Annotated in this window: 16 protein-coding genes; 5 read left to right on the forward strand and 11 right to left on the reverse strand. The window is 55.9% G+C overall.

Features of this window, described 5'->3' with window-relative positions; all coding sequences use genetic code 11:
• Positions 1-200: 200 nt before the first annotated feature.
• Complete coding sequence (locus AC04P6_RS04335; RefSeq protein WP_475565370.1) at positions 201-2,060, reverse strand: DUF6020 family protein; 1,860 nt, start codon at positions 2,058-2,060, stop codon at positions 201-203.
• Positions 2,061-2,849: 789 nt separating this feature from the next.
• On the opposite strand from AC04P6_RS04335, the gene AC04P6_RS04340 reads away from it, so the two are divergent.
• Positions 2,850-3,452: an AlbA family DNA-binding domain-containing protein gene (locus AC04P6_RS04340; protein ID WP_475565386.1), complete on the forward strand. Its 603-nt coding sequence runs from the start codon at positions 2,850-2,852 to the stop codon at positions 3,450-3,452.
• Positions 3,453-3,455: 3 nt separating this feature from the next.
• The gene (locus AC04P6_RS04345; protein WP_475565371.1) at positions 3,456-3,686 is read left to right on the forward strand and encodes a hypothetical protein; all 231 of its coding nucleotides are present in this window, start codon (positions 3,456-3,458) and stop codon (positions 3,684-3,686) included.
• Positions 3,687-4,332: 646 nt separating this feature from the next.
• Here the strand turns inward: AC04P6_RS04345 and AC04P6_RS04350 are convergent.
• The 5 genes from AC04P6_RS04350 to AC04P6_RS04370 are packed head-to-tail and all read right to left on the reverse strand — an operon-like array spanning position 4,333 to position 11,818.
• Positions 4,333-5,925: a glycosyltransferase gene (locus AC04P6_RS04350; protein WP_475565372.1), complete on the reverse strand. Its 1,593-nt coding sequence runs from the start codon at positions 5,923-5,925 to the stop codon at positions 4,333-4,335.
• 18 nt (positions 5,926-5,943) lie between these two features.
• The gene (locus AC04P6_RS04355; protein WP_475565373.1) at positions 5,944-8,445 is read right to left on the reverse strand and encodes a glycosyltransferase; all 2,502 of its coding nucleotides are present in this window, start codon (positions 8,443-8,445) and stop codon (positions 5,944-5,946) included.
• Entirely contained in the window at positions 8,363-9,487 is a 1,125-nt protein-coding gene (gene wecB / locus AC04P6_RS04360; protein ID WP_475565374.1) for a non-hydrolyzing UDP-N-acetylglucosamine 2-epimerase, read from the reverse strand. Before wecB ends, AC04P6_RS04355 begins: the two co-directional genes overlap by 83 nt.
• Entirely contained in the window at positions 9,480-10,604 is a 1,125-nt protein-coding gene (gene glf, locus AC04P6_RS04365) for a UDP-galactopyranose mutase (RefSeq protein WP_475565375.1), read from the reverse strand. Before glf ends, wecB begins: the two co-directional genes overlap by 8 nt.
• Entirely contained in the window at positions 10,601-11,818 is a 1,218-nt protein-coding gene (locus AC04P6_RS04370) for a glycosyltransferase family 2 protein (protein ID WP_475565376.1), read from the reverse strand. Before AC04P6_RS04370 ends, glf begins: the two co-directional genes overlap by 4 nt.
• Before the next feature lie 872 nt (positions 11,819-12,690).
• On the opposite strand from AC04P6_RS04370, the gene AC04P6_RS04375 reads away from it, so the two are divergent.
• Together AC04P6_RS04375 and AC04P6_RS04380 are read left to right on the forward strand one after the other, a co-directional pair.
• Positions 12,691-15,294, forward strand: coding sequence for an InlB B-repeat-containing protein (locus AC04P6_RS04375; protein ID WP_475565377.1), 2,604 nt, complete (start codon positions 12,691-12,693; stop codon positions 15,292-15,294).
• A gap of 490 nt (positions 15,295-15,784) precedes the next feature.
• A complete protein-coding gene (locus tag AC04P6_RS04380) occupies positions 15,785-16,120 on the forward strand; it encodes a cupin domain-containing protein (protein ID WP_475565378.1) in 336 nt (111 codons plus the stop codon).
• Between the two features lie 99 nt (positions 16,121-16,219).
• Here the strand turns inward: AC04P6_RS04380 and AC04P6_RS04385 are convergent, their stop codons facing one another.
• From AC04P6_RS04385 to AC04P6_RS04405, 5 genes are all read right to left on the reverse strand, one after another.
• Positions 16,220-16,741, reverse strand: a complete 522-nt coding sequence (locus tag AC04P6_RS04385) for a ferritin (RefSeq protein WP_475565379.1) — start codon at positions 16,739-16,741, stop codon at positions 16,220-16,222.
• 44 nt (positions 16,742-16,785) lie between these two features.
• Positions 16,786-17,235 (reverse strand): VanZ family protein, encoded by a 450-nt coding sequence (locus AC04P6_RS04390; RefSeq protein ID WP_475565380.1) that lies wholly within the window; start codon positions 17,233-17,235, stop codon positions 16,786-16,788.
• Positions 17,236-17,301: 66 nt separating this feature from the next.
• The gene (locus tag AC04P6_RS04395) at positions 17,302-19,665 is read right to left on the reverse strand and encodes a CDP-glycerol glycerophosphotransferase family protein (protein WP_475565381.1); all 2,364 of its coding nucleotides are present in this window, start codon (positions 19,663-19,665) and stop codon (positions 17,302-17,304) included.
• A gap of 91 nt (positions 19,666-19,756) precedes the next feature.
• The gene (locus AC04P6_RS04400) at positions 19,757-20,743 is read right to left on the reverse strand and encodes an FAD:protein FMN transferase (RefSeq protein ID WP_475565382.1); all 987 of its coding nucleotides are present in this window, start codon (positions 20,741-20,743) and stop codon (positions 19,757-19,759) included.
• Positions 20,744-20,765: 22 nt separating this feature from the next.
• Positions 20,766-22,217: a helix-turn-helix transcriptional regulator gene (locus AC04P6_RS04405; protein ID WP_475565383.1), complete on the reverse strand. Its 1,452-nt coding sequence runs from the start codon at positions 22,215-22,217 to the stop codon at positions 20,766-20,768.
• Between the two features lie 230 nt (positions 22,218-22,447).
• Between AC04P6_RS04405 and AC04P6_RS04410 the strand changes: the two genes are divergently transcribed.
• The coding region (locus tag AC04P6_RS04410; RefSeq protein ID WP_475565384.1) for an FMN-binding protein at positions 22,448-22,902 on the forward strand (455 nt) is incomplete at its 3' end.

Raw genomic sequence — 22,902 nt, forward strand, 5'->3', positions numbered from 1 at the left:
CCCCTACTGCCATCTCGATAACCCCACCCGACGCATACAAGAAACACTACCCAGCACGGTAGACCGAACCCGCCCAAAAGAACGAGATGTAATGTCGGACCAAATGGAATCGACTTACCGCTGCTAAATCACGTATTGCCATTCCCCACAGCGCTTCATTCGTCTAGATAAAGATGATACCGCAATACGCATTCGCCTAATCAACAAGAAGCTCTCAACGCATCGCACCTATCGCTCACGAGGCGCCCACTCGGGCTCTCTGCCGTACCAGCCGAATAGCACACCAAAGCCAGCATAAGGGGCATGCAATACACGAGCGGCAACACGTATCGCGGGCTTACCGCCGGGCATGCAAATGCCACGAGCATGCTCATCACAATCGGGATGAAGAAGAGCATGTTCCGACGGCGGAAGAACCCAACCAAGACGAAGCATATAAGCGGCAACCACCCGCCATAGAAGCCGCGTGAGAGGAAGATGCCCAGCAATGGGGTCTTGGCGATTTCCCTCCATGCACCCGCAACGTCTTCTTCGGCCGATTGCAAATACTTGGGCTTGAAGAACGTCGTCTTGAAGTCGGGATTGTCAATCTTGGCGATGAGCCAATTCTGCACGTTCTCGGTCTTGTACGTCTCGAGCGTCGAGCCGTACGTAAAGGGAAGAGCGGGGGCCAAAAGCGCCGAAGCGATGTTCAAGGACGATTTCGCGTACTCAACGGGATGCCGCACGCCTATGCTCGCCCATGCCCCGAAGAAGCGCATGATATCCCCCGTTGAAGCGTCTAGCCTGAATTGCCTCTTCACCGGGTCAACGAGCGTAGGCGAATAGGCAGACGTGGCCTTATCGACGTCAAGCACGCCTTCCAGCGCTTCGCGCTCGTCAGCCGAAAGGTCATCACTCTCCTTGACGACCGTAATCGCCTGCTGAAGAAACACGCCCAGCGTTTCCTGCTTGCCACCTGGCGCAACGCCCCCAATAAGCGGATATACAATCGCGGGGACGAGAACGACCGCAACGGCAAGCGGAGCCAGAAGCTGCACGACCGACTGCCAACGATACCCACTTCGCCAGCAATAGACCAGCAGAAAGAGATTAGAAGCGGCAACGATATACAGTCCGGGCTTCTTCGTAACCATGGAGAGGAGCGAAACAAGAACAAGCGCAACCATAAACGCCTTGCTCTTGCAGCACGCACCTTTCGAACGGACAACCTCGACGAAGCAAATCATGTACGCGAGGAAGAAAATCGAGAACAGCGAATCCTTGCCCATATACGTTGCCCACTGCGGGAAGAGGGGGCACAACGCGCATATGGCCACCCCAATCTCAGCAAAGCGCTGCGAAATGGCGAGTCGGTCGGCCGCATAGCAACACGTGATCGCAAGGACCACCGCCGTTAGGGACGATTGGAATAGGCTGTAGGCGAAGAGCCCGTAATTCTGAGAACCCAGCAAGTCGCCCAGCGACAGAAATGCGCCGTATAGAAGCGTTACGAGCACGGGATGGTGGTCGATATATTCCGCGTCAACGAACACGTTCATCGTCGTGTAGTACGTGGGGGCATCAGTAAGATACTGGTAGAGCTGGTTATACGTGTCAAACGTATTGGAAATGGGATACTGCAAGAACATCCACGGCAACCAGCAGGCCAGTATGATAGCCGCACAAATAAGCACCGGCTTAGGGGAAAGCCGCAGATTCCAGCGTGCAGGCTTTTCCTGGCTCCTTCGCACCCAACCCGGAAGGCGTTTTGCCAGTTGAAGCATGATAATTGCAAGCGCAACTACGCCCAAAAGCAACGTAACGACAAAGACGGCCTCACGTGCAGGAAGGTCCTTCAGGTATTTGATGCCGCTCGGTCCCTTCGAATGCACGCACAGCGCAATGGCGCTCATAGCCACCATCACGCATGACGCAATCGCAACGACAACAGCAAATCGCTTATGATCTTTTACCCATTTCATGCAGCCAATACGCCCCCGCAATATCACCTGTAAGCTGCCCAGACAAACGCACCCATAACAATACACGCCGTCCTTAGAACGTTTCTGAATATACATGGCGGCGTCATGTACTCCTTGCTAACTAAGCCGCATCCGCCATGCTCGCCCACTCAAACGAGGCTGAAAAGCCAGCACTAGCGAAACTAAAGCAGATGCAGCATTCCTCACTGCAAATCTTAATGATCCCACTCAAAGAGTTCTGCACATTAACGAAGGACAGCATCCCTTTCAAACCCTGCAATTGGCTTACTACACCAATGGAGTAAGCATCAGCAGGTCCATTGAAAATGGAGGATACACACTGGATGGTTACACGTGGATTCTCGACAACGACGAAATGCTTGCCCTCCTACAATCAAACAAATACTTATTCGTAAATAACGCTACAGACTCTTTCCGTTCGAACTACCAGTGTCTTTTCGACACTCCCATCGAAAATGGAACACTCTACAAACTCACTCCGCTATCTGACTCGGTTGAACTGACTAAAATAGCGCAGGAATAATCTTAGAGGACGCCAACAGGAATTTTGCCCAGAGAATGGGAGATGAGCTCAATAGGAATTCTCTTATGTACGGAATGTGCCGTCGCGATATTGCACGTACAATCTATCTGAGTTTGGCCATGCTGCCGCCCACCAAACGCTTGGTAGCGGCAACTTGAGGCACAAGGAGCAGCGTGCTCGATTCCGCATTGGCTCAAGAAATCCCTCGTTATTCTCCGAATTGCCCTACGACTGCTTACTGTTGCCGCATACGATTGAAGGCATAACGCTGCTAGAACAATCAACCGGGGAAGAAACGGAGGATAGATGCAGCAACCTATCGACACCTATAATCCGCAGGTATTCGCCACCGAAAAGAAAATCAGTACTTCGATCGAAAGAGCGCACGCAAGGACGCCGATGAGATAGCGAAGCATATTATCGCCTTTGCCAACTTCGCGGGAGGAAAGCTTGTCATCGGCATAGAGGACGACGGCGAATTAACCGGCTTCAAGCGCGACAAAACACACGACGTCGAGGATTTCAAACAGGCTGCAATAACGTGCTGCGATTCGATTCCCAAGGCTGAGGTGGTTGAAGTTCCCGTAACTAACTCCAAAGGCGAAAACGACTTGATTCTCGTCATCGATATCGAAGCCTCGGCTGAACGCGCCATCACGAGGCGCCGGGACAAGGCGGTCTTCTTACGACAGAAAGACAAGAGCGTAACCCTCGACCGAGAACAGATGCTTGCACTCGAATACGACAAGAATCAGCGACGATACGAAGATGAAGTTGACGAGCGTTCCTCCATCAAGGATATCGATCCGGAGGTGATGGCCCGCTACAAGACTGCCATAGGAACGGATGTCTCTGACGAACAGATTCTCCGCAGCCATGGATTCATGAGAAACGGCCACCTGACCAACGCGGGCATCCTGCTGTTCGCAGAATATCCGCCATAGTTCATGCCCTGGGCCCGTGTTCGAGTGCTGCGCTATGATGGCGTAAAGCGCGAGACAGGCAAGCGAATGAACATCGTGAAGGACAGAACATTCGATTGCCCTTTGCCAAAAGTGATAGACGACGCCCATGCGATAATTGCCGAGCAATTGCGCGAATTCCAGTTCCTTGGCGACGACGGGCTATTCAAGGTGGTTCCCGAATATCCGGAATTCAACTGGTTCGAGGGGAGGTGATCAACGCTGTAACCCACCGTCATTTTCCGAGCCGAATAACGCCGCCGTACTTCTCACATTGGAAAACAATATCGGCGCAAGAACATTGCGTCAGCAAGAAAACCTCGAGAATCGCATAGGGTCGAACGTTATGGACGTCCTAAACGGATACGAGATAGAGGCCATCCGATACGCCATGTCTCGCGGCAGCGTTACAACCAAAACGCTCGCGAAGCAAATTCGCAAGAGCTCAAGCCTGTGCGCTAAGACATTAAAGGAGCCAGCCGAGAAGCGCGTGCCCGAATGGCACGGAAGCAGCAAGAACGACCCCTCGCAGCACTATACACTCGCGGAGGAACGGAGCAAATTCGGAACGGGCGGCCACTGGCAGTAAATTTCCCGAAACAGCATTTCCGAATCCGTGGGGCCAAAACGTCGGATCATGAAGTAAAACGGAGTAGCAGATTACGCAACCTTGACCCCGGACGAACGCACCCACAACAATGCGCTACCTCATGTACAACGCTCTCGATTATACATGGCACAGACCCGGACGGTCGCATCAGCAAAGCACACACAGCGTACTTGGTCGATTTGTATTTCGCGTAACGCCGACGACCCAGGACCACATCGCCACTCAATCAGAACGCACAGATGAAGGCACGTGCTATTTTCGCAACAATCGCTTGCACGTTCGCTTAACCCATCGAGGAAAAGCGGTTATAAGCCTGCCAATACGCCACGAATGCGACGTCAGCAATGCTCGATTTCGCTCAATTTCCTTCGTTAGAAAACCATCCAGCTTTTCATTTTGCAAGCGAAGCTGTTCCATTTGAGCAGTCTGAATTTTAAGCCGCTCTGCGAATTTAGCATTTTGCTCGACTACGCCATTCAGCGCCTCCGAGTTGCTACGAACCAGAGCAAAAACTTCATCGATCGATTGGCCCATCACATTCCGGACGGTAGCAAGCTCCCCTCCAATCTCTTCAATGACAGCGCCGTAGTGACGCGCATTGCCTTCCGACAACGCAGAAATAGCCGACGTGTAAGAGATGGGAAGCCTCATCCTGCGCAAAAACGCGTCAGAGAACACTTCGAAAACCCTCACATCGCTGAAAAACAAAGCGTCCCGATCGGCTTCTCGAAGCCTTGAAACGTACGAACGCCATAGTGCATCCGATGAGGCATCCACCCCCTCAAACGCCGCCTTAATCACTCGCGAGCTCTCCCGCTTCGAAAAGAGCTGGCATACGCGCTCGGAGAATTGAAAACGACCAGGCTGGGCATATACTTCCAGTAACTGAGAAGAGAGAGCCTCCGAAGAACGAAGCCTGCTAATCCCCGTTGTCGCAAAATTAGAATCATGCGATTTTTCAAACAAAGGCCCATCGACAACGCCGCACGGATTGCTCTCTTGACTCAAAAGAATGACAGGACGGTTCAGCGCCAAACCCTCCACGGCGACACGGCCCAAGCCAACAACGCCGAAAACGTTTGTGGCGATTTCCCTCTCCCAGCAAGCTTGATAGCCGTGAAACGTAACGCGGTCGCTTACGCCGACCGAAGCGCACAACTCCTCTAGCTCGCTTTCGCTATTGCCATTTCCATAAATATGAAGGTGTTCTATGGGCAAATCGGGCAACCATTTTATGAAGCAAACCAAGCCGCCCATTTTATCTTCGTCGAGGCGGGAAACGAGAGCCCATTCTCGGTTCTGCGGAAGAGCGTCATCCACCTCAGCGGAAACACTTAGATCAAGGGGGTTTCGCAACAAGGAAACGGGGCTTACAACCGATCCACCCACAGGCATCAAATGCCAGCCGACAACAAAGATATGGTCGACCATCTCGCGGAACAAATACTGGAAGTAGGCATTCTCGATGGGAGTCCACGGAAACGTTGAGCTAGAGAAGCCATGCAGAACGTACGAGACAGGCACGCCGACGATCTTCGCCGCAATCACAGCTGGGTACAGCGAATAAAACGGATGCGCGATAACGGCATCAATGTTATAACGTCGGATAATCGATGCGAGTTTTTCAACGCTCTCCAGAAACGACACAACCGTCGCATCGAAAAAACCATAGCAATGCCACCCTCGTATTATTCTCTCATCGGGCAGCGAGCATGCGGCTTCATCGACGGCATTGGCGACCAGAAAACACTCATCTCCCTGCTCTTCCAACGCGGAAGAGCAGCCATTAATAAATTTCTCTACGCCGCCAGAGCCAAACGACTCGGCTACATGAAGGAATCGCATGCCGTTTCTCCTATACGGTTACTTATTCCGCTTCTTAACCTCCGCCGCAACAACATCGCCCATGCCGCCACCCATTAGCTTGCGAACGAACTTACGACCAACCCTCTGCATGGCTGAAGGATGGGATTTCTTAAGCGCAAGCTTCTTAGGAGCTCGCTCCGGATCGAACGCACACTGTCGGAGGTCGGGGAGCATCGTGTACATCTCCCCTGCTTTTCGATACCATTCCGGGCTCAAGGACCGCAAGTACTCATCAAACTCTTTTGCCCGACGCAAACCGCGTTCCCTATCACGATCGAACACGAGCGAGATCGTATAGTGCGTCTTCAGGAAGTTATTAAGAACAAGGTGCTCATAATAGCGCGCAACAGACGGCTTCATTATGTCGCGCACTTTGAAGTAATACTCGAGCGCACCCCTCATAACTCGATCATGGTTGTCGTATCGATTCACGAACGAACGGGGATTGACGCTCTGCTCGGCATCACCAATAGCGTAATGGTACAAATTGCCATCCAAAAAAACGAGTTTTTCGATAAAGGGCAATGGTTGCATTTGAAACTGAACGTCAACGTAAAAACAGTGTTCAAAAAGGCAGAGGCCGCATTCACGCAGCAATTCCGTTCGGTACGCGCTATTTCCCAGAGAAAAGTATTCCTTCGTAAGATCAAGGTCGCCAATGTCATACACACGGTTGTAGCAAATAGATTTCGATTTCTTAGTAATGCGCGTTATGGCGCCGCTCGTCATATTGATTTGGCAATAATCGGAGACAACAAGATCGACCGTCTCGTCCATATTGCGTAGACGATTCAAAAGACGAGTTAGCTCATCGGGATCAAGCCAATCATCGCCATCGACAACGCGAAAGTACTTCCCCGTGGCCCGCTTGAGCGCCTCGTTGATCGTTGACCCATGACCACCATTCTCCTTATCGACAAGTCGAACAATGCCCGGGTACCGCTTTTCATATCCCCGGCCAATCTCAGCGGTACGATCACGAGACCCATCGTTAACGACGATTACATCCAGCGCTTCAGGGCTTCCGCAGGCAAGCAGCGAGTCCAAACAACGACCCAACGTGTACTCCACGTTGTAAGACGGAACACAAATCGACAGCAATTTATCGCACTTGCAAACAGGATTGGGCTCACCGAAAACCCCAACAGTATCCCCTTTGCCGTACAGACGAGCTATCCCCTCATCAAGTAATCGAGCTTGCTCTGACGAGGAATACCACTCCGCATAACTTTCGTTGATTTGCGGAACATACGTCCCCAGAGCAATACGCTCCAAAGCATCTGCGATTCCAGCAATATCCCACTCGGCAAACGTAAGCCCGCCATACTGCCGGATGAGCCTATCCGCCGGAGAGTGCTGCCCCGTAATCGCAAGAATGGGTTTACGAGCACCCACATAATCAGCAAGCTTCCCCGCAAGATACACCGAACCGCCGGCAGAACTAAACGCCTTGAACCAACCATCGACATGAAGTAACCAATCCGCTCGCTTCATTATCGACAAACTATCGAGATAGCTTACGCCATCTTCAATGCTAACCGCATCATTCAAGTAGTAATTCCAAATAAGACTACGTGAGTTATCAGTAACCGACCCGACAAAACGTAGATGCAGCTTTTCAAAAGCGTACGGATTATTATCGCGAAGGAGATTAAGAGCATGAATAAATGGCTCGACTGATCGATCTTTATACGCTTGTCCCAAAAAAACTAATTGCACGCGCGAGTCAGCGCTCTTCGAAAAGGCCTCCGTTGGGTATAACGATTCATCATACGAGTGAGAAATAACAGCAACGTTATCCCGCCGAAATCCGCACAGCATATATTTTGCCTGCGGAGCATTGGGGAACACCAGCATATCCGCCTTCTTAACAGCGGTTATCTCGTACCGTTTATATTGGCAAAGCAGGTCAACGCCAGCATCGCCCCGACCCAACCATTGGCTGCAATCAGATAGCTCGTTTAAATCCAAACGCAATTCTTGCTTTTCGCTCTTAGTAAGCGATTTCGTTTTATCAAGCAAATCGCGCATCATATGAGGAACACGCGATATGGGGTCCCCCAGAGAAGCAATCCATGGGATATCAGGATGCCTCTGCTTAATCTTCTCGCCAACGACAATGCTTTCCGGAGGCATACTGCGCGTCATAACGAAGTCGTAAGGCTCTTGCGCGTGACGCTTTTCAAACTCCGCAACCGCGGCCTCAACCCAAACGCTTATCTCATCCGTATCGACATGAATGGGCGTGATGTTGTCCGACTCTAAGGGAAGTTGCGCGTCATACCCCCATTGGTTACTCAACGAGGAACAAACATCGTAATGATGCACAGAATGACTGAGCAACTTAAACGCAACGATTCCCTCCGAAGAAGTTGACGGAGGGAAAAACCAACTTGCCACAAAACCCTTCAACGTATTATTCTCCCCACTCAATTGACGCTTTATCAGCGTTGCCCAAAAGGCACTGGACAATTCGCATGCTCGCACGGCCATCGCCATACGGGTTAGACGCCTTGCTCATGCGCTCGTACTCCGCTTCATCGACCAAGAGACGATTGCACTCACGATAGATATCTTCTTCAGCGGTTCCCACCAGCTTAAGCGTGCCAGCCTCGATTCCTTCGGGGCGTTCCGTCGTATCGCGCATCACCAGCACGGGAACGCCTAGCGAAGGGGCCTCTTCCTGGATGCCGCCACTATCCGTGAGGATGACAAAACTCCTGGCAAGGAAATTATGAAAATCGAGCACGTCTAGAGGGTCGATAAGCCTAATACGGTCGCATCCATCGAGTTCCGCATGCGCAGCCTCTCGCACCTTAGGATTGAGGTGGACGGGGTAAATCGCCTTAACATCGGGATGCTCTTCGACAATGCGCCTGATTGCGCGGAACATCGAATGCATGGGTGCCCCTAGATTCTCACGACGATGCGCGGTGACAAGCAGCAGCCTCGAGTCGCCCACCCAGTCCAACTCGGTATGCGCATACGAGGGATTGACGGTCGTATTCAAAGCATCGATGCCAGTATTACCCGTTACGACAATGCGCTCGGAATCTCGCCCCTCTTGCATGAGGTTCTGCGCCGAAGCCTTAGTCGGCGCAAACCACCAGCTCGAAAGCACATCCACGCATTGACGATTGAACTCCTCCGGAAACGGGGAATACAAGTTATGGGTACGCAGACCCGCCTCGACATGGCCCACGGGAATTTGACGATAAAATGCAGCGAGCGCCGCCGCAAAGCTCGTCGTAGTATCACCATGCACCAATACGATGTCCGGTTCGACTTGATCAAGCACCGAGCCCATTCCCAGCAGAACATCCGCAGTGATATCCGACAGCGTCTGATTCTGCTTCATAATCGACAAATCGAAATCGGGAACCACATCAAATGCGGCAAGCACTTGATCGAGCATCTCGCGATGTTGTCCCGTTACGCACACCACGCATTCGATGCCCGATGACCTCTTAAGCTCCAGCACGAGCGGGCACATTTTGATTGCCTCAGGTCGTGTTCCAAAAACGACAAGCGCCTTATTCATGATCATCCCCCCAGAACAAATGATCGCTCAACGCTAATGCAGACTTCACGGTATCCTGCATATCGTAATAACGATACTCACCCAGACGACCGCCAAACACAACCTGCTTATCCTCATCCGCAAGTCGCTTATAGGCGTCGTATCGAGCGCGATTCTCGGCATCCTCCATAGGATAGTAGGGTTCCTCCCCTACGTGCCAATCCGCCGGGTACTCCCGAGAGATGACCGTTACGGGCTGGGTCCCGAACTCGAAATGCTTATGCTCGATTATGCGCGTGTAGGGAGTTTCGCGGTCGGTATAATTTACCACCGCAACGCCCTGATGGTTCTCCTCCTGAAGCACTTCGTGCTCAAAACGCAAACCTCGATAGCCAAGCGCCCCCTTGTCGAACTCGTAATACTCGTCGATAGGTCCCGTGTACACAACGGTGTCAGCCAACGACAAAAGCTCAGCGCGATTCTCGAGGAAGTCCGTATTCAAGCGCACTTCAGCTCCCTCAAGCAGCTTTTCGAACAATGCAGTGTAACCTCCGACGGGAATGCCCTGATACGCCGCGTTGAAGTAGTTATTATCGAACGTAAAGCGAACGGGAATACGACGCATAATCGATGCGGGCAGCTCCGTGCAAGGGGAACCCCATTGCTTCTCGGTGTACCCTTTAACCAGCTTTTCGTAAATATCTCGGCCAACAAGGCTCAGGATGTGCTCCTCGAGATTCTGAGGATTGGAGCAAGGAACGCTCTGCTCTGCGATTTTCGCCTTAGCCTCGCTTGGCGTATTGACGCCCCACAAGGCATGGAACGTATTCATATTGAACGGCAGGTTATACAGCTCGCCCTTATAGTTCGCAACGGGGCTATTCACGAAATTGTTGAAGCGACAAAAACGTCGCATATAGTCCCATATCTCCTCGTCATTCGTTCGGAAGATATGCGCACCATACACATGAACTTGGATACCCTCGACCTGCTTGGTATAGCAGTTGCCGCCAATATGATCGCGCCGCTCAACGATGAGAACGCGCTTGCCCGCGTCGACGGCTTCCCTCGCAATAATGGAGCCGAATAATCCGGCGCCGACAATGAGCACGTCATATGGAAGTTGCCGAGGCATCATTTACCGCCTTTCTTGCGCATCATTCGTTTCACTGCCCGCACGGGCGCCGTAATAGCACGCCCTATACGATAGCTATTCGATTTCTCAAGCTTACGAACACGCTCCCTAAGCACGTCGTTTTGGCGCTGAAGCACGTGCGCCTGGCTATCGGCGTTGGCGATTCGACCCTTCAAGTGCATTACCTCCATACGCGGATTTGCCACCCCATCTTCCACGGGAACAAAGCAAAAACGCGCGTAATACTCCATGGGATTTTCCAGCAGCAAACGCAGCCTCCCCCACTGAGCCTCAGTGAAGTAGGATTCGTCTACCTCGCCTTCGTCACGCAAACGTACGAAGTCCTCATGCGCACGTTCGACAAAACCAGAAAGCGCGGCGGGGGCCAATCGAGATTCATTCCACACGTAACCATCGAAGCGCATCGCAGCCGCCGATTTCAAACATGCAGCACGACGCTCCTCGGGAACCTTCAGGGCCATACTGCGGACAAAGTCATACTCGTCGCATATGCAATACACTTTCGAAGCGTCGCATGTAGAGCGTCCCGGATTATCCTCGCGCACCAAATACGTTTCATCCTCAAGCAGCATCACGCGGCTTCCCCAGAAAAGCACCTGAGCGTAAAAGCCCGTATCCTGGAAAGACGCCCCCGGCGTTTCGTTATGCCTAATACCGTGGTCACGCAAAAACTGCAAACTATAAAATCCTGGCTGGCCAGGCTTAATGGATGACCTCCAAGGGTCAAGCGATGGGTTCAGAAGAACCTGATAATGCTTTTTGTCGCGAGAAATGGGAGCACGACGAAACGAACGTTCCGCATTCCCATCACGAAAATACGCGCGATCGGTCTTCAGAAAATCAAGGTGATTCTCCTCGGCGACGGCAAGCATGCGTTCGTACGCATAAGGAGCCACGTAGTCATCGGCATCAACGCTCGCCAGCCATTCACCACGAGCCGCATCCATACCCACATTCATGCTATGACCGTACCCACTATTCGGCTTATCGAGAACGCGAACGCGAGAATCACGCTTGCAATACCCATCAAGAATCACAGCCGTTGAATCGGTCGATCCGTCGTTAACGCAGATGATTTCGATATTGCCTAGCGACTGAGCAAGAAGGGAATCAAGACATTCTCGTAGGTACTGCTCCGCATTATATGCAGGCACGATAACCGACACTTTAGGACGGTCCGCCATGTGCTCTTCCATTCCCCTCCGCCAATGCCAAATACAACATATTCGGCCACTACTGTGTATATGCTGTATTTAGGATAACACCACCAACGACTAGATGCCCAGAAGCCTTCAAGAACTCACGCGCTGGCCGCCTAGAGACACGCAACACCCAGCCCACGATATCAGCCCCCCCCTTAATCCCGTCACCAATCCTCCGGAAACGCGTCCAAGCAAAAGTGCAGATGAGTCATATCGTGGTGGGCAATCTCGCTATACTTGGGCAAAAAAATAATCACCCAATACGCTCAACAACAAGCGGGCCGCCTTAACGAAGAACCAGAAGGGGAAGAACTATGTCGCCAGAAAGCGTCAACAGGGGGAGACGCATCAAGTGGGTGGACTTAACCAGAAGTATTGCAATTACGTGCGTCGTCTTCTGTCACGCAATTGAACACGCTTAGCACCTAACGCCCCAAACGATAACCACAATGAGCGACAGTAGCAAACTTATCGCTCTAACTGGGTTTTCAATCGGCCGACTGGGTGTGCCCCTCTTTCTCTTATAGGGTGGTTTCTGTCGCTATAGCCCATCCAGCACGCATTATGCATAAGGCCAACTAAACCCGCTTAACCCTACCAAAAACAAACGCCCCGCAGCTTGTGCGAGAGCTGCGGGGCAGGTGCAAGGTATCAGCGGAAGGAGGGAAGGAAGGGATGTGTGGGGAGGGAACCTTCCGTTGATGTGCTTACAGTATGCGGGCGCGCCCTTAAACCTTCCTGAAAGTAGCGTGACGCATCTGTAACGCGAAATGCTATGAAGTACGTATCAAAATGTGAGAAAATAGGAGGGCTATAGACAAAGCGCGCGGCACAGCTCCACACCGCGTGCGGGATTGGGGGTTCCCATGGCTTGCGCTCGCATTCGATTCGCACTCATCGCGCTCGGCATAGCGTGCGCAATCGCCTGCCTTTTCACCCCCAGCACCAACGCATGGGCTGCCACCAGTTTCACGGTTTCCTACACGAACGACGGCGGCGTGCCGCACTCCCCCACCGTTATCGACCCCACGAACGAGCTTGATGGAGCGGCGGTTACGGGCGTGCCAGTCTCGCCCTCGCAGGCAACGTGGGGAACGACAGGGCAAACGACCTGGTACGTCGTGGAAGCCATGACGAACGTGACCATTTCCGGGCGCGTTGCAACCGCAGGCGACGTGCGCCTCGTGCTGCTCGACGGAAGCACGCTTGCCATTCAAGGCGGCATCGCCGTGAACGAAAACGCGAGCCTCACCGTCTATGGGCAGGGCAATGGCACGGGCCGGCTGGTAGCAACCTACGACACGCCCCAAGATGGCGCAGCCATCGGCAGCGACGCAGGGCACGCACCTGGCGACATTTCCCTGTTGGGAGGCATGGTAAGCGCCACGACCAGTGCTCCGGGCGGCGCAGGCATCGGCGGTGGATACGAATGCGCGGGCGGAAACGTCTACATCGCACGCGGCACCGTTCTCGCGAGAACCGGCAATCAGAACGGCGCCAGCATCGGCGCGGGCAGTGGCGCCTCCAACGGAGGCTCGCTCACCATCACCGGTGGCAACGTCTACGCCACCACGAACGCGCAGGCCACGAACGGCGATGCGAACGGCGGCCTTCCCATTTCCATGACCGCATGCCCCTCTTCCACGGAATTCCTGGCTGTAAGCACGCGATTCTCGTACTATGACACGGCCGCGGCCGGCTCCTTCGACGGCTTCTACCACGCCTGGACGCCCGACTGCGCCGTCACCTTCGACGCCAACGGGGGCGAAGGTACGATGCCCACCCAGCCGTTCACGGCAAACGAGGCGCGCAATCTGCAATCGTGCACGTTCACCTGCGACGGAAGCGTATTCGCAGGCTGGAGCCTCGAGCGCACGGCAACGCACGCCGATTACGCAGACGGCGCATCGTTTTCAACCGCGAGTGACGTGACGCTCTACGCCATCTGGAACCACATCATCGACACGCCAAGTCCCGTAGAGGGCCTGCACTATAGCGGGCTATCGCAAATCGGCGTGCCCACCGGCCGCGGCTACGCGCTTGCCAACGCATCGGCCACCAATGCGGGCACTTACACGGCCACGGCAACGCCCTCCGAGCAATACTGCTGGAGCGACGGGAGCACCGAGCCACGAGAAATCACCTGGTCAATCGAGCCCGCACCACTCTATGTGCTGGGAGCCCAGGCAACCAGCCGCGTCTTTAGCGAAGACGACACGCACGTCGACGTTTCGGGAGGCACGCTTTCCGGAATCATCGCCGGCGAGGAAGTCGCCCTCGCAGGCACGCCCACGGGCACGATGGCAGACGATTCCGCGGGTACCAACAAGCCCGTCACCGTTTCTGGCTACGCGCTCGCGGGAGACGCCAGCGTACTTGCCAACTATTGCATCGTGCAGCCCACCGACGTGCTCGTGAACATCGAAAAGGCGCCCGTCGAATACACCGCGCCCACCCCCGCATCCGACCTTGTCTATGACGGATTGCCGCACGCGCTCGCGGAACCGGGAACCGTGAAGGGCGGCGTAGTGCTGTACAGCCTGGGTGACGATTTTTCCGAAGCCATTCCCGAACGCACCGAAGCCGGAACCTATTCCATTAGCTACAGCATCAGGGGCGATTCCAATCACAAGGCCGGAACGAGCGGAGCGATTGTGGGAGTTTTCACCTCCACGATCGTTCGCGCCACGCCCACGCTCACGCTGCAGGGCCTGCCACAAAGCACCTTCCCCAACGCATTCACCATCACGTACGCCGCGGAAGTGGAACCCACGGTAAGCTGCCGCGGCGCAAACTTCCAGGCAAGCGTGAGCGATGGCGTTATCACCATCACGCCGAAGGAAACGGGCACGGCAACCGTTACCGTGCGTACGCCCCGTACCAGCAACTACGAGGCGACCATGCAAGTATTCACGCTCTCGTCTACGACGGGCGCCATTCAGGCGACGGTGAACGCGCCAAGCCTTACCTACACGGGGGCGCCGCAGAGCCTGGGTAGCGTGTCCACCGTGCCCGCAACCGCAACCGTGCGCTATGGCGTGAGCGCCGATAACTGCATCTATGCCAACGCGCCGATGCGCAGCGAACCCGGCACCTACACGACGTACTACACGGCAGAGGCGCCGTTCTACGAGAAGATAACCGGCTCGTGGAAAACGACCATCAAGTCCCCCGACAACCCCAACCCGCCCGTGGTGGACGCGCAGATAATGCATCGACTGTACAACCCGAATTCGGGCGAGCACTTCTACACGGCGAACACGAGCGAACGCGACCATCTGAAGCGCGTGGGCTGGCGATACGAGGGGCAGGCGTGGATTGCGCCCTCCACCAGCAAAACGCCGGTGTACCGCCTGTACAACCCCAACGCCGTTGCGGGAGCGCACCACTACACCACCAGCACGAGCGAACGCGACCATTTGCGCGGCGTGGGCTGGAGCTACGAGGGCATCGGCTGGTACGGGCTGTAAGTTTGCCCATTCGCTCCGTCCCGGGGCCGGCCCGCGTTCCCCTGCGGGGCACCGCTCCGCTGTTCGCTCGGCATTCGCCCCTCAACGGGGCAAATGCCATCGCTCATGCGCTGCGCTGGCTCATGCTTCTACTTGCGCTGTTCGGGATTGGCCGCGGATTTGCGTGAGGCTTCGCCTCCCGCCCTCCGCGGCCAATCCCGAACGTAGCGCAATTTGAATGCTTTCGCAGTGCCCCCGCAGGGGAGCGTGGGCCGGCCCAGCAACCGGTAGTTGACTTACAGCCGCCCCATCCGCGCAGGTCCTCTTGGACGACCGGGACGGGTCGATGGGGTTGCCCTACGGGCGCTTTGCTTCGCTCGCGCCCTACCGCGAGGGGGTGCCACCCGCTGGGTCGCGGGGGCGTCGCACGGGCGCGCACCTTGAAAGCGCCTAGCGGCAAGGTATGCTATCTGCAGAGATTATTGGCGCAACCCGCATGAAGGAGAACCGCATGAAAAACGATCGTTGGATATTTCGCAAAGACACAGTGCCCGAGCAGGCCGATGGAATCACCCGCCGCATTCTCGCATATTCGGACGACCTGATGTTGGTTGAGAATACCTTCGAACGCGGCGCCGTGGGCGCGTTGCACAGTCATCCGCACACGCAGATTACTTATGTGGTGAGCGGGAAGTTCGAATTCGAAATCGACGGTGAAAAGCGCGTGGTGCAGGCTGGCGACACCATGCTCAAACGTGATGGCGTCATTCATGGCTGCGTATGCCTGGAGCCCGGCATCTTGCTCGACACGTTCACGCCATACCGCGAGGACTTCGTGCAGGATTAGCGCCCATATAGGCGGGCGTCCGCAACCGCACGCGGCGAGTCGTAAAACCAAAAGGCTGGCAGGGAATCTTCCCCACCAGCCTTCCTTGTAGGTCGCCGCTTATTCGGCAACCAAGGGCGAAGGCACGTGATACGTACGCGCCAGATACTCGCGATCAAGATCGTACAGGCCCTTCGGGTCGCTCCCGAACAGCTGCATGTTCGAAATCATTTCGCTGGCGTTGGCTTCCTCTTCCAACTGTTCGTCCACAAACCAGTTCAGGAAGTTCATGGTGCGGAAGTCGCGGGCATCATAGGCCGCGGCATAAATGTCGTTGATCAGGCTCGTCACGTACTTTTCATGCGCCAACGCGGCCTCCAGCGGGCCCATGTGGTCACCCGCTTCGAAGGTTTTGTCGGGCTCGCTAATTGCCTTCATCTTCACCGGGCAGTCGCTGTCCAGCAGGTACTTGCGGAAAATCATGGCGTGATCGCGCTCTTCCTGCGCCTGGATCATATACCAGTTGGCAAACCCCTTGAGGCCTTCCGCTTCGTAGAAGTCCGCGAAGGTCAGGTACAGGTATCCGGAGTAGAGCTCCTTGTTGATTTGATCGTTGATTAGTTCGTACACCTTTGGATCCATGCGTGCTCCTTTCGGCGGAAACGAAATAGATTGGACGCTTTCCCTCATCGAAGGTCCAAGGTCGATGATACCTTCAATGCGCGACTGCGGCAAAGGCGAACAACCAGGTAGAAAACAAGGACACCCAGTGCCGCTCCGCAGGTATCGACCACCCAATCGGCGGGGTCGCAGAAGCGCCCAGGCACGAAGAGCTGGTGAATCTCGTCGGTAACGCCATAGGCACTGGCAATGGCAACGCCTACAAGGCAGGCGATGCGCAGGCTTTGCATGTGGGCACGCAGGGCGTTGGCCAGAAGACCGCCCAGCACCGCATACTCGCAGAAGTGGCAGAAGGGCGAAACAGGGTCCTCGTGGTAGCCGAGCAGGGCGTTCAGCGCCGCAGCAAGCACCTGCTTCACCTGCTCGAAGAAGCCTTCGGAAAGCTGCGTGGCATCACGACTCGACATGAAGAAGATGAAGGCGACCCAAAGGACAACGGCAAGCCAGCGCAGCACGACCCGCCTGCTCCCCAACTTCCCTTCCAAGATCACCGCTCCGCCCCTCGTTTACGCTCGGCAAGACTAGTAATCGAACGAATCGCGGAGCGTGCCAACCGTCTTCTTGGCGCCCGCGCATCGGGCCAGATTCACCGTCAGACCAGGGCAATCGATGATATTCGAGCACGTGAGCACACCCTCGGACATCGAGAACTCGCAATGGCGATAGAGATCGTCACCCAACTTGGCGATCGAGCGAACGCCGTCGAAATGCCCGGCAAAAAGAGCCTCGAGCGTGATGCGGATGTTCCACGGAAGCGTTTCGTACATGCTGGGACGCCAGAACTCTTCGCACAACCCCTTCAGCTTCTGGAAGCATTCGTCCGTATGCGCATTTGCCTCGCAAAGCCCCAGGTGGAACGCCGTACGATACACATCGCGACGGAAGAGGCGCCTCATGAGCGCCCAGTCGCGCTCGCCATCGGGAACGTTCTCTCGAATGAAGCCAAGGACATCCTCGTATGCGCGCATATTGCTGTCGAAGCGATCCCACGTCGTAACGGACTGGTGCCCCTCCTCCTCGCGCATGGTTACGTGGTAGTAATCGTAGTCGGAAGCCACCGAGACCGTGCGCGCACGGCAAAGCGCACGCAGCACGAAGGAAATATCCTCCGGCATGAATGTCTGCGGGAACGAAAGATCGCTCACCAGGGAGCGTCTAAAGAGCTTCAGGGGAGCAAGAGACCACATCACCTTGGAGCGGTAGATGTCAACCGATGGCTGGTTCCGCCCGAACATTGACTGAGGCACCGAACGCCCATCTTCGCCATGCATCTGAATGTAGAGCACATCGCTGTCCCATTCGGCGGCATGCGCCATCATGCGCTCCAGGGCCTCGCGACCCAGCCAATCGTCTGCATCGACGAAGAGCACGTATTCGCCTTGCGCAAGACGCAGGCCCTCATTACGCGGCTTCGCGGGCGTGCCAGACGCCTCGGGAAGGCGATGGAGCGTGAAAAGCCCCGGGAACCGCTCGTCATATTCCCGCAGCAACTCCCACGTCCCATCGGTCGAGCCATCATCAACGACGACGACTTCGACCAAAGAGAGGTCGATTGACTGCGTCACAAGAGAATTGAGGCAATCCCTTAGCTCAGGAAGAGCATTGTGAGCTGGAACAACGACAGAGACCAACGGCCCGTTCGGGGCAGAGCGCAACGAATCATACGCCTTCGGAAGCCTATGGTCGTCGAGCGAGTCGCCGAACACCACGCGCATGATCGCATTCGTGGAACGGCCATTGCAAGCCGCCATGTACTTCTCGCGAAACGCCCTGACTTCAGACGCATCGAAACCATGCTCGACCGAGCGCAACCACGCGACGAGCTCGTCGGTCGTAGAGCAAATGGGACCCGGAGTCAGTTCGCTGTAGTCGTAATAAAACCCACGCCAATCATCATAGTCGGCCTTGTCATACGCAAAGAAGGCCATAGGACGCTCGAAAAGCGAGTACTCGAAGATGAGCGACGAGTAATCGGAAATAACCGCGTCGGCGGCGCACATGAGCGTATCCACCGCAAAGAGCCTGCTCACGTCGAACGCGAAGTCCTGGCACTCCTCCGGAATGGCGGGAGGCGTTTTCACGAAAGGATGATGCTTCGTTAGAAGCACCCATTCCTCGCCGAACGCACGTTGGAGCATTTCGATATCGAGCTGATCTGGCGCCTTGGCAGACGCGACCCTACCACGGAAGGTCGGCGCATAGAGAAGGATCTTCTTCCCGCGAATTTGGGGAATCGCCTCGTCAATCGACCGACGCGCTCCGTTCACGAATTCCGGCACGAAGAACTCATCGGTACGGCTTACGCCCAGGGCGCGCACGACAGAGGGGTCTTCCTCCAAGTGCATAGCCTCAATGTACGCCCAGTTGACCTCCTCGCTACTCGTCGTAACCAGCGAGAGATTCGAGTAATAGGGATGTCGCAGCTTCTCGCGCCGCGAGCCGCCGAACTTCAGGTCGGCTGTGCTCATTCCCCATTTCTTGAAGGCGCCACACCCATGCCACAACTGGACGACCCGAGAGCCCTCGCGCAGGGGCACGCAGCTCACGACGTTCGAGGCATCATTGAGAAACACATACGATGCGGTGGCAATTTCCCGAAGCATCGCTACGCAATTATCGTGGTACTTCTTGAAGCGAACGCTCGATTCGCGCAGGTAAATCACCTGGACGGAGTAATCGTAGCTCTCGGTTAGCTCGCGATAGAGCAATTTGAAGCTATCGGAGAGCTTCTTTTCCCTCACCTCGATAAATACCACTTTGCGAGGATCGAGCTCGGCCTGCGCGGCCTTGCGGTACTCGCGCGGATACTCCACCGAGAGGTAATATTCCTTGGCCAGGCGCTTCACGCGCTTCAATGCCTTTTTGTAAGCCTTTTTGATTCCCATGGTCCACTTGTCTTCAGCGTGCGAAAAAATACGAAGTAATGGTATCAAAAGCGAGCGCGATACGGGCCGCTATGAGCAGACCGGGAAGACGCTACAACTGCAATCCGTTTGAAGCCAGCACGTCGCCATCATTCGTGATGAGAAGGGCCTCCACTCCCGATAGCGTTTCCACCAGCTCGAGCGCGCGCTTGGAACCCAACGCGAACAAGGTGGTCGAATAGCCGTCGCCATCCACGGAACGCTCGCTCACGATGGTCGCGCTTGCCAGGTCCGTTTCCACGGGGAAGCCCGTACGTGGGTTCAGGATATGGTGGTAAACCGTGCCATCCTTTTCGAAGAAGCGCTCATAGGGACCGCTCGTGACCACCGAACCATGATCGACGGGAAGCACGCAAAGCGTTTCATCGGGGGCGAAGGGATTGCGCACGCCCACGCCCCATGGCGCGCCATCGGGCTTGCTGCCAAACGTGAGCACGTTGCCACCCAGGTTCACGAAGCCATTCGCTATACCCGCCGCTTGGAACAGGGAGCACATGTCGTCGGCAATCCAGCCCTTGGCCGTTCCGCCCACGTCCACCTGCGCTGCCGGATCGCTCAGGCACGCCCAATACGCGCCATCGTCTTCGCCCAGTTCAACTGCGCGCCAATCCACGTGCTCGAGTGCCAATTGCAATTCTTCCGCATCGGGCACCACGCCGTTGGAGAAATCCCACAGCGCCAACGCGGTGCCAACCGTTATGTCGAAGGCGCCGCGGCTAGCTTCGCAATAGCCCAGGCTTGCGCGCAGCACATCGTACGTTTCGCGGGCAATTATCACGCGATTCCCGCACGCTGCATTCAGCCGCGCAATGTCGCTGCCCCGCTGGAACCGCGACAAGACGCGCTCCAGGAACCGACACCGCTCTACCACCGCATCAATCGCGACACGAACGGCTGAAGCGTTCATCTCCCCCGCATACAGCAACACGGACAACTCGGTGTTGAAGGCGAAAAAGGAACAGGTCCACCTGCCATCAGCAGCTGGCCCTTCCACCTTCACCTGATCGGCCAGGGGTATTTCGCGCATCAAGGTAGTCATAGCGGTAACGATCATGTAGCCATCAGCGCTGCGTGCCAGCCCGGCCCGCGCCCAGCTCGGCATCCACCATGGTCATTAGCTCCTGCTTGCCGTGCGCACCCGTCTTGGCATAGATGCGCTTTGCATGCGTCCACGCGGTGTTTTCGGAAATCACGAGCGTTTCCGCGATATAGCGCACCGAGCGCCCGTGGGCCAAGTATTCCAAAATCTCTCGTTCGCGATTGGTTAGGCCATAGCGCTCGCCCAGAACCTGCGCCGCATCGGCAACGGAGGACACGGCAGGAACCGCAGGCTCGGCAACGCCCTCCCCTTCGCTAGCCGTGCCTTCGGCAAAGCGCTTGCCAAACGAACCGCGACCGGTAAGGAACAATGCCAGCGCCAACGGATAGATGGACACGAACGCCAGCAGCGTGAGCAGCGAAAGCCCGAAGCCGGCGCTCAACGTCTGCAAGCACAATCCAATTGCCAAGCCCACAAGCAGAAATCCGCTGGACCCCAGCATGTACACGCACGACAGGAACACGCCACTCAAATTCAGGCGACGCCCCTCACGCACCAGAAACAGGAAGTACACCATGCCGCAAATTTCGTAGCACGTAATGGCAATGGCGCCCGTAACCGGGCCCAGCGTATCGTCGAGGAATGGCATGACCGTAAGGACCAGAATCAGCGCCGGGAACAGCGTGCGGAATACCACGTTCGGCGCCACGTGCTGGCCCATCAGGTACACCAGAACCAGGAACACCGCCAGCGCAACCACGCGCGTAGCCCACATGTTCACGGTTACGATCGACTGGAACGACGAGCCCAGCACCGAAGTATGCATGATTCCAACCACGCCCACCAAGACGAAAAAGCAGATGGAGGCAACCACGCCGCTTCTGCCGTCTGCGTTGCGGGGGATGGAAACCCCCTGCCCCGCAGCATCCAGCTGGCGGCCCAGCATAACCACGCACACCGAGGAGCAGCACAGCAGCAGAAGGGACACCGCCCCGCCTATGCCGCCCGGCAGAACCTCGAACAGCATGCTGGCAGCCGTGTACAGAACATAGCCCACTGCCAGCTGCCGCAGCATGCATGTCGCATCCTTCTGGCGCGTGAACAAGTCGAGCCACACCGCGCACAGCAACATGAGCGCGATGCCGCACGCCACGGCGGACACAAACGCACCCGCCTGCGCCGACACGCCCAAAACCTGCCCATATGCGCCCACCAGCAGCCCAACTGCAACAATCGCCAACGCCGGCCATTGCAGCTTCCCCGCCGCGCCCAGCTTGCCTCCACGCAGCGCAATCAGCAGCACCACGGCAGTCAAGCACGCACACGCATTCATCGCGAACACGAATCTAATATCGGAAACGAAACCCGTGGCATCGAACGTGGCGCCCATGCCCGTGTTATACAAGAACGTCGCAGCCGTACGATAGAGGCTGAAGCCCAAGCCTCCCCAAACGACCGCCTTAACGTTGTTCATACTTAAAACCTCCCGCACCGGTGCGCCTATTCTACCCTGCAGCGCGCGCTCGCACGTCGCCAAGAGCCAAGGTCACCCCAATAAAAGACGCGTAACCGCCAAAATCACCGAAAACCGTGTATGGGTTTGACCCACCCTCGGTGACTACTTGCCAACCAGCCTCCCTCATTCTGAGAGCAGAGGACGGCACAGGAGGGCCGGAACTCCAGAACACCCACAAGGAGGGAAACATGAACATCGATCGACGCAACTTTATCAAGGGCGGCATAGCCGTAGGAACCCTGGCAGCGCTTAGCGGCATGACCGCATGCGGTGCGCCCCAGGGCAAGAGCAAGAGCGCGGAAGAGGGAGCAAAGGCGAAGGCGCCCGACCACTTCACCGACGGCAAGTGGATCGGCCAGGCAATGGGCCACCGCGACGACCTGACCGTGCAAATCGAAGTCCGCGACGGCGACATTTCCAACATCAGCATGCTGCGCTGCGATGAAACCATCGGCATTGGCACCGTGGCCGCACCCATGATGGTGAAGCGCATCATGCAGGACAAGAACCTCGACGTCGACACCGTCAGCGGCGCAACCCACACCAGCATGGCCGTGAAGAACGCCATTCGCGAAGCCATTACCGCAGCAGGCGGCGATTCGACCGCCTACGAAAAGGGCGCACCGGCAAAGCAGGGCGGCAC

Source organism: Denitrobacterium sp., assembly GCF_056180635.1.